This is a genomic window from Vogesella facilis, assembly GCF_042648525.1.
Taxonomy (GTDB): Bacteria; Pseudomonadota; Gammaproteobacteria; order Burkholderiales; family Chromobacteriaceae; genus Vogesella; species Vogesella facilis.
This window is the reverse complement of sequence record NZ_JBHRXN010000014.1, coordinates 33,202-45,544: the sequence shown is the minus strand read 5'-3', so window position 1 is coordinate 45,544 and position 12,343 is coordinate 33,202. Positions and strand designations below refer to the sequence as shown.

At 66.8% G+C, this 12,343-nt stretch carries 12 protein-coding genes and 1 pseudogene; 9 read left to right on the top strand and 4 right to left on the bottom strand.

Annotation, left to right across the window (positions count from 1 at the left end):
- The first annotated feature begins 478 nt into the window (after positions 1–478).
- From ACFOLG_RS07450 to ylqF, 4 genes are all read left to right on the top strand, one after another.
- Entirely contained in the window at positions 479–1,003 is a 525-nt protein-coding gene (locus tag ACFOLG_RS07450; protein WP_386090227.1) for a hypothetical protein, read from the top strand.
- Between the two features lie 17 nt (positions 1,004–1,020).
- Positions 1,021–1,371 (top strand): DUF4870 family protein, encoded by a 351-nt coding sequence (locus ACFOLG_RS07445; protein ID WP_386090225.1) that lies wholly within the window; start codon positions 1,021–1,023, stop codon positions 1,369–1,371.
- Between the two features lie 62 nt (positions 1,372–1,433).
- Complete coding sequence (locus ACFOLG_RS07440; RefSeq protein WP_386090222.1) at positions 1,434–1,646, top strand: DUF3820 family protein; 213 nt, start codon at positions 1,434–1,436, stop codon at positions 1,644–1,646.
- A gap of 3 nt (positions 1,647–1,649) precedes the next feature.
- On the top strand, positions 1,650–2,588 hold the full coding sequence (gene ylqF, locus ACFOLG_RS07435) for a ribosome biogenesis GTPase YlqF (protein ID WP_386090219.1): 939 nt from the start codon (positions 1,650–1,652) through the stop codon (positions 2,586–2,588).
- Between the two features lie 42 nt (positions 2,589–2,630).
- Here the strand turns inward: ylqF and ACFOLG_RS07430 are convergent.
- Positions 2,631–2,918: pseudogene (locus tag ACFOLG_RS07430) on the bottom strand (nucleotidyltransferase family protein); the annotation flags it as partial.
- The gene (locus ACFOLG_RS07425; RefSeq protein WP_386090231.1) at positions 2,803–3,063 is read right to left on the bottom strand and encodes a hypothetical protein; all 261 of its coding nucleotides are present in this window, start codon (positions 3,061–3,063) and stop codon (positions 2,803–2,805) included. The gene ACFOLG_RS07425 and the pseudogene ACFOLG_RS07430, both read right to left, overlap by 116 nt.
- Here ACFOLG_RS07425 and ACFOLG_RS07420 point away from each other — a divergent pair.
- Entirely contained in the window at positions 2,959–3,174 is a 216-nt protein-coding gene (locus ACFOLG_RS07420) for a hypothetical protein (RefSeq protein ID WP_386090233.1), read from the top strand. The two genes, ACFOLG_RS07425 and ACFOLG_RS07420, sit on opposite strands and share 105 nt — an antisense overlap.
- A 25-nt stretch (positions 3,175–3,199) precedes the next feature.
- On the opposite strand, the gene ruvX is transcribed toward ACFOLG_RS07420, so the two are convergent.
- Together ruvX and ACFOLG_RS07410 are read right to left on the bottom strand one after the other, a co-directional pair.
- Positions 3,200–3,631: a Holliday junction resolvase RuvX gene (gene ruvX / locus ACFOLG_RS07415; RefSeq protein ID WP_386090216.1), complete on the bottom strand. Its 432-nt coding sequence runs from the start codon at positions 3,629–3,631 to the stop codon at positions 3,200–3,202.
- On the bottom strand, positions 3,624–4,184 hold the full coding sequence (locus ACFOLG_RS07410) for a YqgE/AlgH family protein (protein WP_386090213.1): 561 nt from the start codon (positions 4,182–4,184) through the stop codon (positions 3,624–3,626). The genes ruvX and ACFOLG_RS07410 overlap by 8 nt, the downstream gene beginning before the upstream one ends.
- 191 nt (positions 4,185–4,375) lie before the next feature.
- On the opposite strand from ACFOLG_RS07410, the gene smc reads away from it, so the two are divergent.
- The 4 genes from smc (at position 4,376) to ligA (ending at position 12,207) form a co-directional block, all read left to right on the top strand.
- On the top strand, positions 4,376–7,795 hold the full coding sequence (smc, locus tag ACFOLG_RS07405; RefSeq protein WP_449369284.1) for a chromosome segregation protein SMC: 3,420 nt from the start codon (positions 4,376–4,378) through the stop codon (positions 7,793–7,795).
- A 2-nt stretch (positions 7,796–7,797) separates the two neighbouring features.
- Complete coding sequence (locus ACFOLG_RS07400; protein WP_386090208.1) at positions 7,798–8,475, top strand: energy transducer TonB; 678 nt, start codon at positions 7,798–7,800, stop codon at positions 8,473–8,475.
- A gap of 96 nt (positions 8,476–8,571) precedes the next feature.
- Entirely contained in the window at positions 8,572–9,708 is a 1,137-nt protein-coding gene (locus ACFOLG_RS07395; protein WP_386090205.1) for a cell division protein ZipA C-terminal FtsZ-binding domain-containing protein, read from the top strand.
- A gap of 63 nt (positions 9,709–9,771) precedes the next feature.
- On the top strand, positions 9,772–12,207 hold the full coding sequence (gene ligA / locus ACFOLG_RS07390) for an NAD-dependent DNA ligase LigA (RefSeq protein WP_386090202.1): 2,436 nt from the start codon (positions 9,772–9,774) through the stop codon (positions 12,205–12,207).
- Positions 12,208–12,343 lie beyond the last annotated feature (136 nt).

Sequence of the window (12,343 nt, the reverse complement as noted above, 5' to 3'; positions counted from 1 at the left end):
AAGCCGCTCGCCTGGCCTGCACGCCGCCCGATACCCACCTCATGCCATGCCCGTGCGGCCAACGTTGGCCGCCGGCCGGCCCCGGCCCCTGCACCGACAAGCAAAAAGCCCGCGTGAGCGGGCTTTGGTGTTTGCGGCGTCGGGCGATGAGCAGGCGCTCAGCCGTCGCGGGTCAGCACTTCCAGTACTTCCGGCTGTTCACACTGAATGGCCGCTCGCTGTGTTGGGCGAATCACTCGGGCTTGGTCGGTGTTGACCTTTATGGTTGACGCTCGAAGTAAAATTGGCGATGATGGCCAGATGACTACTTTCAGCTGCATTGTTTCCGTTGCGTATTATTATGGCTACCGCTCCTCTCTGGCGGCGCCAGGAAACCTTGTGGACTGAACTCACAGAATTTTCCAACAATGCCGCCGTAACTGGCGGCATTGGTCTATCTGCAGTGGCTGATTTCCCAGTTATGGCTCCAGGAGCGAACATGATGGAAAGCAGCCGTATCTGGTCGGGCACCCTACCTGCAACGTTGCCAGTCGTAAGTCTGAATATTTTTTGCGATGCCGAGCGCCTGTCTGCCTGTGCTGCGGACAAACTGCTGCCACAGCTGTCACAGTGGCAGCAGCGACAGCAGCCCTGTGTGATGGAGTCGCTGTTCCCAGAGGTGCGCACCCTGGCCTACATTGCGGCCAACGGTGGTAAGCCGGCTGCGGCCGACTGGCTGGCGGCGCGGGTGGTGGTGTTTCAGCTGGAGCACTTGGTGCTGGGTGGGGCAGAGCTGGCGCTGATGGATGCTGTTAATCGCGCGTTGCGTGTCATTGCGCAGCGCTTGGGGCTGGAGCTTGCCTCGCTGCAGTCATTTGCCATTGGTGCCGCTGGTGGTTGCGCGATTGCCGCGACGGCCCGTTCGCCACGGCAGGCCAAGCTGGCGTCACCGGTGGCGCAGTCCTTACAGTTGCGCCAGGCGATGGCGGCGCACCTGGCGCGGTTACAGGCGGTTTTGTCTTGATAGGGAAGGATGATGCAATGCGTGATGGTTATATCGAGCGTGTGCCGCGTGAAGAGGACACGCTGCGGACGCTGACACTGGTGGTCTACATCCTGCAGGCTTGCAGCCTGCTGGTGGGGGTGACTGCCATCGTGGCGGTGATCATCAATTACGTGAAACTGGATGACGCGCGCGGAACGCGCTGGGAAAGCCACTTCCGCTGGCAGATGCGTACCTTCTGGTGGGCGCTGGCGGGCTATGCGATTTCTGCGCCGCTGCTCTTCTTGTTCGGACTCGGCGCGGTGATGATGTTCGGTGTCTGGGTGTGGAGCATTTACCGGGTGGTGAAAGGCTATCTGGCATTTAATGATGGCAAGGATTTGCCGTAAGCCTGCTGTCAAGTCGATGATTTTTTGGCACAATGCGCGCCTTCTCACTGACACGACGTGCCATGGATACCGAACAGCTGGGCCTGCTGCTGACGCGCACCATGCCCTATGGCAAGTATAAAGGGCGGGTCATCGCCGACCTGCCGGGGCATTACCTCAACTGGTTCGCCCGCGAAGGATTTCCGCCAGGAGAAATCGGCCGCCTGCTGGCGCTGATGCACGAACTGGATCACAACGGGTTGAGCTATCTGCTCGATCCACTCAGAAAGCGATAGCCAATGGCCATTCAATGGTTCCCTGGCCACATGAACAAAGCCAAGAAGGAGCTGGAAGAGCGTCTTGGCGGTATCGATGTGGTAATTGAAATGCTGGATGCGCGCCTGCCCGGCTCCAGCGCCAACCCGATGATTGCCCGCCTGGCGCGCGGCAAACCGGCGTTGAAGGTGCTGAACAAGCAGGATCTGGCCGATGCGCGTGTGACCGAGCAATGGCTGCAGTGGTATCGCAAACAGCCGGGCACCCAGGCGCTGGGGCTGGATGCCTCCGATGCGGCGCCAGCGCAGAAGCTGGTGGCGGCCTGTCGCGAGCTGGCGCCCGGCCGCGGCGGTGTCGAAAAGCCGCTGCGGGTGGTGATTTGCGGCATCCCCAACGTCGGCAAATCCACACTGATCAACAGCCTGATGGGGCGGCGCATCGCCAAGACCGGCAACGAGCCGGGCATTACCAAGGGGCAGCAACGCATCATGCTGGCCGACGATATCGAGCTGTTCGACACCCCGGGCATGCTGTGGCCGAAGATCATCGTGCCGCAGGGCGGCTACAACCTGGCCGCCAGTGGCGCCGTTGGCCGCAATGCACTGGACGAAGAAGAAGTGGTGCTGGAGTTGTTGCTGTACCTGATGAAACGCTACCCGGCCGAGCTGGATGCGCGCTACAAGATCGGCGACAGCGACGGGCTGCAGGACTGGCAGGTACTGGAGCTGATCGGCAAGAAGCGCGGCGCGGTGCTGCCGGGCGGGCGCATCAATATCCAGAAGGCGTCGGAGATCGTGCTCACCGACTTCCGCGACGGCAATATCGGCCGCATCTCGCTGGAGCTGCCGGAGGAGTGGGCGGCGTGGGAGAAGGCCGCCAAGGAGCATGAGGTACTGCGCGCGGCACAAAAGGAAGACGCGCGGCTGGAGCGCGAAGAAAAGAAAAAGGGCGTGCGCAGGTAAGTTGGCGGCCCGGACGACACAGGCGGAGATATCCGCCTGTTTTTATTTGTCGCTTGATATCAGCTGCAGCTGCGGCCAACGTTGATGCCAGTGCTTGTGTTGCAGACGTTGCTGCCAGGCGGCATCGCCGCCGCTGAAGGCCGGGTTGCGCTGGATCTGGCGGGAAAATAGCGGCCCCCAGCCCAGCGGGGCCAGCCAGTGCAGCTGCTCATGCTCATCGACACGGACGGCGTAGCAGGTGGCGGTTTCCGGCCAGTAACTGATGGCCTCGACACAACTCCGGTATGGTAGATGGCCGTGCCGCGCTGCCATGCGCGCCTGATTGCGTACCTGCCATGGGCAGAGGCAGGCGTTGCAGCAAGCGATGCTCATGACCGGCTTCCTGCTGCCGGCAGGCGGCCAGGTCAATATAGAGAGCAAGGTAGATCACATCGATATCGGTGAGCGGGGTAGGTGGACTGTGACCGTGCTGCATGTCCCACACCAGATTGCGGACGAAGCCTGCGGCCAACCAGAAACCGTCACCCAGCTCGTCGCGCACGCATTGCAGGCAGTTCCAGCGCAGCTCGTCCTGGCGCAGTCCTGACGCCAGCCAAGGCGGGGGCGGCCGCTCAGGCAATCGGCTCGCCCGGCTGCTCGAACCAGCCCATCAGGATGGCCTGCGCCGCCACCTGGTCCAGCATCTCCTTCTGGCGGCGGCCGTAGACGCCGGCATCTTCCAGCAGCCCTTCGGCAATCACCGAGGTCAGCCGCTCGTCCACCAGCCAGACCGGCAGCTCGAAGCGCCCCTTCAGGCGCTGCGCAAACTTGCGCGACAGCGCGGTGAGCTGATGCTCGCTGCCATCCATGTGGGTGGGCAGGCCCACCACGAAGCCGGTAATACGCCACTCGCTGACCAGCTTGCCGATGGCGGCAAAGCGCACCTCGTTCACTTCACTGTTGATGGTGTCCAGCGGTGTGGCGATGCCCACTTCCGGCTCGCCCAGTGCCACGCCGATGCGCTTCTCGCCGAAGTCAAAACCCAGCACCGTGCCCTTATGCATGGCCGGAGACATTGGTCAGCAGCGCCGGGTCGAAGCCCAGCAGCTTGATGGCGCAGTTGTAGCGTTCTTCCACCGGGGTGTCGAACAGCACCCACTCTTCCGCAGGCACCGTCAGCCAGCCGTTATTGGCGATCTCCTCTTCCAGCTGGCCTTTTTCCCAGCCGGAATAGCCCAGGCTGAGCAGCAGCTTTTCCGGGCCCTTGCCTTCCGACACCGCCGCCAGGATGTCCTTGGAGGTGGTCAGTGCCAAGTGGTCGGTAATGGTCAGCGTGGATTGCCAGTTGCCGATCGGGTTGTGCAGCACGAAGCCGCGATCCGGCTGCACCGGGCCGCCGAAAAACACCGGCCAGGTGCTGGCTTCGCCTTCCGGCAGCGGCAGGTCGATCTGCTCCAGCAGCTGCGCCGCCACGATGCCGGACGGCTTGTTGATGATGACCCCCATGGAACCCTGTTCGCCGTGCTCGCAGACATACACGATGCTTTTGGCAAACAGCGGGTCGGCCATGTCCGGCATGGCGATGAGGAAATGATTGGCAAGAGAGAGCGTATCCATGGCTGCATTATGGCAACCAATGTCATGGCCGGCAAAGCAACATCGCGGCGCGGCACGCAAAGGTTGGCCGCAGCAGGCGGCGGGCTTGCTAAAATGCGCGGCTGAATCAACCTTTTGCGGATCACGCCTTGCGCCTCACCCATATCAAGCTTGCCGGCTTCAAGTCCTTTGTCGACCCCACCAGCATCGCCGTGCCCGGCCAGCTGGTGGCGGTGATCGGCCCCAATGGCTGCGGCAAGTCCAACGTGATCGACGCCGTGCGCTGGGTACTGGGCGAATCGTCGGCCAAGCAGCTGCGCGGCGAGTCGATGCAGGACGTGATCTTCAACGGCTCCTCCACCCGCAAGCCGGTGTCGCGCGCCGCGGTGGAACTGGTGTTCGACAACGGCGACGGCCAGCTCACCGGGCCGTGGGGGCAGTACGCCGAGGTGGCCATCAAGCGCGTGCTCACCCGCCAGGGCGAATCCAGCTACTACATCAACAACCAGCAGGTGCGCCGCCGCGACATCACCGACCTGTTCCTTGGCACCGGCGTCGGTGCGCGCGGCTACGCGGTGATCGAGCAGGGCATGATCTCGCGCATCATCGAGGCGCGGCCGGAAGAGCTGCGCGCCTACCTGGAGGAGGCCGCCGGCGTATCGCGCTATAAGGAGCGCCGCCGCGAGACCGAAAACCGCCTCGCCGATACCCGCGACAACCTCACCCGCATCGAGGACCTCAAGCTGGAGCTGTCGCGGCAGGTGGAGAAACTCACCGAGCAGGCCGAAGTGGCGGCCAACTATCAGGACATGCGCGGCGCGCTGACCTTCAAGCAGAACCTGCTGGCGCTGGCGCGGCGCGAGGAAGCCGCGCGGCAGGAGGCCGCCGCCCGCGGCGAGCTGGCGCGCATCGAAACCGAAGAAGCCGCGCTGGAAGCCGCCCACACCCACCTGGAAACCGAGCTGGAAACCGTGCGCGAGACGCACTACGCCGCCAGCGACGCGGTGCACGAGGCGCAGCAGGCGCTGTTCGAGGCCAATGCCACCCTGGCGCGGCTGGAAGAGCAGCAGCGCCACCGGCTGCAAAGCAGTGAACGGCTGACACGCGAACTGAATAGCGCGCGCAGCGAGCGCCAGCAGCTGGCCGAACACAAGGCACAGGTGGCGGCCGAGCTGGACGACTGGCTGCCGCGGCGCGAAGAGGCCCAGCTGCGCATGGAAGAGGCGCAGATGGGGCTGGAGGACGGCGCCGACAGTCTGCCCTCCGCCGAGGCTGGATTCCGTGTTGCCGACCAGCGCCTGACGCAGATGACGGCGCAGATCGCCAACCTCACCCGCGAACGCGACCTGGCTCGGCAGCAGGGCGAGCACCAGCGCCGCGGCATCGAACAGCTGGCCGGGCGCGACGACGCGCTGCGCCGCGAACTGCAGGATCTCAACCTGCCGGATGCCGCCGCGCTGCAGCTGGCGCAGGCGCAGGTGGTCGATGCGCAGAGCGCGCTGGACGCAGTGCGCGCCCGGCTGGCGGCCGACGAGGCCAAGCAGGCCGACCTGAGCGCCGAGCGCGAGCAGCTGGACAAGCAGCTGGCGCAGCTGGGCGCCGACGCCGCCCGTGCCGAGGCGGAAGTGGCGGCGCTGGACGCCGTGCTGGCGCGCGAAGCCGCCGGCGAGCAGCTGGCCGGCTGGCTGCAGGCGCAGCAGCTGGCCGCGGCGCCGACGCTGTGGCAGAGCCTGCAGGTGGACGAGGCGTGGCGGGTGGCGGTGGAGGCCATGCTGGCCGAGCGGCTGGCGGCGCGCGCCGCGCTGCTGCCGGAAGCCATGCCGCCGGCGCCGCTGACCGTGGTGGACGGCAGCGCCGCGCCCGCTGCGGCCAACGTTGGCCGCCTGCGGCTCAGCGCGCAGCTGCAGGTGGCGGCGCCGTTTGCCGCCGCAGTGGCGGACTGGCTGGCCGGCGTCTACTGCGCCGACAGCCTGGCGCAGGCCATCGCCCGCCGTGGAGAGCTGGCGGCCGGCGAATGCTGGATCACCCCGGACGGGCATCGCGTCAGCTGCGCCAGCGTAAGCTTTCATGCCGCCGGCAGCGGCGACGGCATGATGGCGCGCAAGGCGGCGCGCGATGCCGCCGCCGAGCGGCTGGCGGCCATCGAGCCGGAAATCACCCGCCTGCAGCGCCGCCGCGACGGCACGCAGGCCACGCTGGGCATGCTGGCCGAGGCGGTGCGCGCGCAGAAGGGGGCGCTGTCGCGGCTGGAGGGCGAGCTGAATGCTGCCACGCTGGAGCACGTCAAGCTGGACCAGGCGGCACGGCAGGGCGCGGCGCGGCTGGCGGCGATCCATGCCGAGCAGGCGCGGCTGGCGGAAGAGCGCCGGCACGGGCAGGACACTATCGCCGAGGCCGAGCTGCTGGCCGAGGAAAACGCCATGCAGCTGGAAGAGCTGCAGCAAGCGCTGGAAGAAGTGCGCCTGGCGCGGCTGAACGCCGAAACCGGGCTGGAGCTGGCGCGCAACCGCACCCGTGATGCCGAGCGGCAGGTGCACGAGATTCGCCTGGCGCTGAGTACGGCGGAGCAGAAAGTGGCCGAGCTGGCGCGCCGTGCGCGCGAGCTGGAAGAGCGCGACCTGCAACTGGCCGAGCGGCTGGAAACGCTGGCCATCGAGGCGGAAACGGTGGAAGAGGCGGCGCCGGACGACGCACTGCAGGAGGCGCTGGCGCTGCGCGAAACGCGCGAGCAGGGCCTGGCCGCCGCGCGCGACGCGCTGAACGCGCTGACCGAAACTCTGCGTCAGCACACCCAAAAACAGCAGGAAGTCAGCGCCGCGCTGCCGGCACTGCGCGAGGCGCGCTCGGACTGGCTGCTCAAGCACCAGGAGGCGCGGCTGAACCTGGAGCGCTTCAACGAGGAACTGCAGGGCGCCGGCGCTGACGAAGCCGAGTTGCTGCCGCATTTGCACGACAACCTGAAGCCGAATGCGCTGGCGGCGGAGATCGCGCGACTGGCGCGCGCCATCGAAGGCCTGGGTGCGGTCAACCTGGCGGCGCTGCAGGAGCTGGAGGAAGCCAGCAAGCGCGGCGACTACCTGGCCAGCCAGACCGACGACCTGCTGCAGGCGATGGCAACGCTGGAAGAGGCCATCGCCAAGATCGACGGCGAAACCCGCGACATGCTGCAGCAGACCTACGCGGCGGTAAACGCCAAGATGAGCGAGTTCTTTCCCACGCTGTTCGGCGGCGGCCGCGCCGAGCTGGTGCTGACCGGCGACGACCTGCTGTCGGCCGGCATCCAGATCATCGCCCAGCCGCCGGGCAAGAAGAACAGCACCATCCACCTGCTGTCCGGCGGCGAGAAGGCGCTGACCGCGATGAGCCTGGTGTTCTCGCTGTTTAGCCTCAACCCGGCGCCGTTCTGCCTGCTGGACGAGGTGGATGCGCCGCTGGACGATGCCAATACCAGCCGCTTCTGCGACCTGGTGAAGCAGATGGCGGCCAGCACCCAGTTCCTGTACATCAGCCATAACCGGCTGACCATGGAAATGGCCGAGCAGTTGGTGGGGGTGACCATGCAGGAACAGGGCGTCAGCCGCATCGTGGCGGTGGACATCGTGGAAGCGCTGAAAATGCGCGAAACCGGCTAGTAATGCGCCGGGCGCTGTTGTTGTCGCTGCTGCTGCATGTGCTGTTGCTGGCGGCGCTGGCGCAGAGCGTCAGCCTGCCGTTGGCACCGCGGCTGCCGCTGCGGCTGGAGTTGCGCCTGGCGCCGGCTGCCAGTTCGGGTCCGGCGGCAGCGCCGGCGGGCAAGCTGGTGACGCCGGCCCGTGCCGCAGCGCCGCCGGCCGCTGGCGTGCGGCCAAGCCAGAGCGCGCCGCGTCAGGCGCCGCCTGCCGTCACGGTGCAGTCGACACCGCAGCCGGCACTGTCGCCAGCCCAGGCGGCGCCGGCGGTGGCCGCTGCCGCTACGCCGACAGTCGCGCCGGCCGCCACGGCGATCGCGGCAGGGGCCGGGGTTGCGGCCAACGCTAGTGCCGCGGCGGGGGAAAACCGCCGCGTGCGGGTACTGTCCGCACCGCGACCGGCGTATCCGCCGCTGTCGCGCGAATTGAACGAGGCCGGCGTGGTGTGGCTGCGGCTGAAGGTGGATACGCAGGGGGCGGTCAGCGACGTGCTGCTGTTGCGCTCCAGCGGCTTTAGCCGGCTGGACCGGGCGGCGATGGCGGCGGTGTGGCAGTGGCGCTTCCTGCCGCAGCTGGAGGCTGGCAAGGTGGTTGTCGCCGAGACCGAACAACCGGTACGCTTCAACTTGCAGGAAAGTGAATAAAAAACAGGCATCGCGGCCTGCTTCGGTCCGCGTGCCCCCGTCGGCATTTGTTATAATGCTGTCCTATATACTGGCTGCCGCTGTGGATAAAGCTCAATGAGCGAAATACAAATCGGATTGCTGTTGCTGGGCGCATTGGTGATTGCGCTGGTATACGGCCTCAATTTTTACCAGGAGTGGCGTTTTCGCAAGAAGACGCGCCAAGCCTTTGCACACCACGCCGACGCGCTGCTGGACGTGCCGAAGAACAATGTGCGCGATGGTCGCCAGGAGCGGCTGGAGCCGGTATTGCTGGACGAGGATGACGACACGCCGGCCTACCTGAACGACGAGCCGCCGCCGCCCAGCATCAGCCGCTACGAGCCGGAACCGGTGCCGGTGGTGAGCGAGGCGCCGGCCGCCGAGCTGGACAGCGCCGACCACCAGGCGCTGGTGGTGTCGCTGCTGGACCCGTCGCTGGATTTCATCGCCGAAGTGGTGTTCCCGCAGCCGCACGGGCTGAACAGCCTGCCGCGCTTCAATGTCGCCAAGCGGGTGCAGGTACTGTTGCGCACCGACCGCGGGCTGTGGAAGCCGGCCGAGATCATGCCGGGCACGCCGTACAAGCAGGTGAATTTCGGCCTGCAGCTGGTGGACCGCGGCGGTGCGGTGACCGAGCAGGAGCTGGCCAGTTTCTGCCAGCAGGTCGGCCACTATGCCGAGCAGCAGGGCGCACAGGTGAGCTTCCCGCAACGGCAGCAGAAGCTGGTGGCGGCGCGTGAGCTGGATCGTTTCTGTGTCGATGTCGACGTGTTGATCGGCATCAGCATCGTGCCGACCTCGCCGATTCCGGGCGCGCGCCTGCGCAGCGTGGCCGAGGCCGGCGGCCTGCAGCTGGAGCCGGATGGGCAGTTCCACTACCTGTCGGATTCCGGCAATACCCTGTTCTCGCTGGCCTCCGCCGACCAGACGCCGTTCACCATGCACACGCTGCTGGACAAGAACTTCCCGGCGCTGACCCTGCTGTTCGACGTGCCGCGCGTGGCCGGCGGCGTGGCGGTGTTCGACCGCGCCATGCAGTTCGCCCGCCATCTGGGGCAGGAGTTCAACGCCCGGCTGATGGACGACAACCGCCGCGAACTGAGCGAGCAGGGCATCGCCCACATCCGCGAACAGCTGATCCGCATCTACGGCAATATGGACGACCGCGGCATTGCGCCGGGTAGTGTGGCCGCGCTGCGGCTGTTTGCCTGAGCCGTTCAGTCCAATCACTACCGACACGCCGGCGCTGCCGGCGTGCTGCATTTGGGGCCTACCATGACCAAGCCTACCGCCGAGATCGAAACCCGCGCCCGCGAGTTGGCCGCACAGCTGGAGCGCTACAACCACCAGTACTACGTGCAGGATGCGCCGACGGTGCCGGACGCCGAGTACGACCGGCTGTTCCGCGAGCTGCAGCAGCTGGAGGCGGACTACCCGGCGCTGCAGCACGACAGCTCGCCCACCCGTCGCGTGGGCGGTGCGCCGCTGCCGGCCTTCGACAGCGTGGTGCACAGCGTGCCGATGCTGTCGCTGTCCAATGCCTTTTCTGACATGCAGCTGGCGGACTTTGCCAGCCGGCACGCCGAGCTGATCGCCTTCGACGAACGGGTGAGCAAGGATCTGGCTGCGGCCAACGTTGAATATGCCACCGAGCCCAAGTTCGATGGTCTGGCGGTGAGCCTGCTGTATCGCGATGGCGTGCTGGTGCAGGCCGCCACCCGTGGCGATGGCGCCAGCGGCGAGAACGTCACCGCCAATATCCGCACCGTGCGCTCGCTGCCGCTGCAGCTGCATGCGGCCAACCTGCCCACGCTGCTGGAAGTGCGCGGCGAGGTGCTGATGCTGAAGGCGGACTTCGACAAGCTCAATGCCGCGCAGCGCGAGCGCGGCGACAAGACTTTCGCCAACCCGCGCAATGCCGCCGCCGGCAGCTTGCGGCAGCTGGATTCGCGCATCACCGCGCAGCGCCGGCTGTCGTTCTTCGCCTATGCCATCGCCCAGGTGGAAGGCGCCGACTGGCCGGCTACCCACGCCGGCGAAATGGACTGGCTGGCGGCGCTGGGCTTCCCGGTGGTGGCTGCCGCGCTGCGACCGGTGGTGCAGGGCGCCGCCGGCCTGGCCGGCTACTACGAAGGCGTGCTGGCACAGCGCATCGGCCTGCCGTTCGAGATCGACGGCGTGGTGTACAAGGTGAACAGCCGTGCGCTGCAGGAGCGGCTGGGCTTCGTGTCGCGCGCGCCGCGCTGGGCGATTGCGCACAAGTTTCCGGCCGAGGAAGCGCTGACCCGGGTGGAAGCGATCGAGGAGCAGGTTGGCCGCACCGGGGCGATCACCCCGGTGGCGCGGCTGCAGCCGGTGTTCGTCGGCGGCGTCACGGTGACCAATGCCACGCTGCACAACGAGGACGAAGTGCGGCGCAAGGATGTGCGCGTCGGCGACACGGTGATCGTGCGCCGTGCCGGCGACGTGATTCCGGAAGTGGTGTCGGTGGTGCTGGCCGAGCGGCCGATGCGGCCAACGTCCGGTGGCGATCTGTTCAGTGGCGGTGAGGAAGCGATGTACCCGGCCTACCGCCTGCCCACTGCCTGCCCGGTATGCGGCAGCCACGTGGTGCGCGAGGAAGGCGAGGCGATTGCGCGCTGCTCCGGCGGCCTGGTGTGCAAGGCGCAGCGGGTGCAGGCGATCCAGCACTTTGCCGGCCGCCGCATGATGGACATCGACGGACTGGGCGAGCGCTACATCGAAAAGCTGGTGGAGTTCGACTACGTGGCCAGCGTGGCCGACCTGTTCCGGCTGCAGCTTGCCGACCTGCTGGAAATGAAGCGCCGCGCCGACGAGCAGGAGGGCATCACCCCGGAAACGGTGAAAGCCGGCAAGGTGGCCACCAAGTGGGCGGAGAACCTGATCGAGGCGATCACGCTGAGCAAGACCCCGCCACTGGCGCGGCTGCTGTTCGCGCTGGGCATCCGACACGTCGGCGAATCCACTGCCAAGACCCTGGCCGACTGGCTGGGCACGCTGGACCATGTGCGCCGTGCGCCGCGTGCGGTGCTGGCGGCGCTGCCGGACATCGGCGGCGTGGTGGCCGATGCCATTGCCGAATTCTTTGCCGAGGCGCAGAACGAGCAGGTGATCGATGCGCTGCTGGCTGCTGGCGTGGCGCCGGCGGACGAGCATGCGCCCAGGGCACAGCTGCACGACAAGCTGGCTGCGGCCAACCTTTACGCCCGCCTCGGCGTGCCGCGGCTCACCGAGGTGCGCGCGCAGCAGCTGGCGGCGCAGCAGGGCGAGCTGGCCACGTTGGCCGCATGCCCGCGGGTGGAGATCATCAAGCTGGAGCTGCCGGCCGAGGTGGTCAACGCGCTGGCCGACTGGCTGGACGAGGCCGGCAACCGCGCCGCGCTGCAGGCCATTGCCGCTTACTGCCGCGACATCCTGGTGGCGGCGCCGCAGGCGGAGGCGAGCGCCGGCAATGCCGCGGTGGCCGGCAGGACCTTCGTGCTCACCGGCACGCTGCCCACCATGGGACGCGACCAGGCTAAGGCGCTGATCGAGGCCGCTGGCGGCAAGGTGTCCGGCAGCGTATCGAAGAAGACCCACTACGTGGTAGCCGGCGCCGAGGCGGGCAGCAAGCTCGACAAGGCGCTGGAGCTGGGGGTGGCGGTGCTGGACGAGGCCGGCCTGCTGGCCTTGCTGGAGAGCGGCGGCTAAAACGCCTACAATGGCGGCCATTCGTTAGAACGTGTTTACGATCTCGCGAGCTAAGGCGAGACAAGGCGAAAATGGCTGAGGAAGCGGAATTTACAAATAGTAAATGAGCATTCCGAAGACGTTTTTAACGCCGTAT

What these genes read in the sequence shown, in the direction of transcription:
- ACFOLG_RS07450 (WP_386090227.1), top strand. Translation starts at nt 479, where the DNA reads ATGATGGAAAGCAGCCGTATCTGGTCGGGCACCCTACCTGCAACGTTG.
- ACFOLG_RS07445 (WP_386090225.1), top strand. Translation starts at nt 1,021, where the DNA reads ATGCGTGATGGTTATATCGAGCGTGTGCCGCGTGAAGAGGACACGCTG.
- ACFOLG_RS07440 (WP_386090222.1), top strand. Translation starts at nt 1,434, where the DNA reads ATGGATACCGAACAGCTGGGCCTGCTGCTGACGCGCACCATGCCCTAT.
- ylqF (WP_386090219.1), top strand. Translation starts at nt 1,650, where the DNA reads ATGGCCATTCAATGGTTCCCTGGCCACATGAACAAAGCCAAGAAGGAG.
- ACFOLG_RS07420 (WP_386090233.1), top strand. Translation starts at nt 2,959, where the DNA reads ATGACCGGCTTCCTGCTGCCGGCAGGCGGCCAGGTCAATATAGAGAGC.
- ACFOLG_RS07425 (WP_386090231.1), bottom strand. Translation starts at nt 3,063, where the DNA reads ATGCAGCACGGTCACAGTCCACCTACCCCGCTCACCGATATCGATGTG.
- ruvX (WP_386090216.1), bottom strand. Translation starts at nt 3,631, where the DNA reads ATGCATAAGGGCACGGTGCTGGGTTTTGACTTCGGCGAGAAGCGCATC.
- ACFOLG_RS07410 (WP_386090213.1), bottom strand. Translation starts at nt 4,184, where the DNA reads ATGGATACGCTCTCTCTTGCCAATCATTTCCTCATCGCCATGCCGGAC.
- ACFOLG_RS07400 (WP_386090208.1), top strand. Translation starts at nt 7,798, where the DNA reads ATGCGCCGGGCGCTGTTGTTGTCGCTGCTGCTGCATGTGCTGTTGCTG.
- ACFOLG_RS07395 (WP_386090205.1), top strand. Translation starts at nt 8,572, where the DNA reads ATGAGCGAAATACAAATCGGATTGCTGTTGCTGGGCGCATTGGTGATT.
- ligA (WP_386090202.1), top strand. Translation starts at nt 9,772, where the DNA reads ATGACCAAGCCTACCGCCGAGATCGAAACCCGCGCCCGCGAGTTGGCC.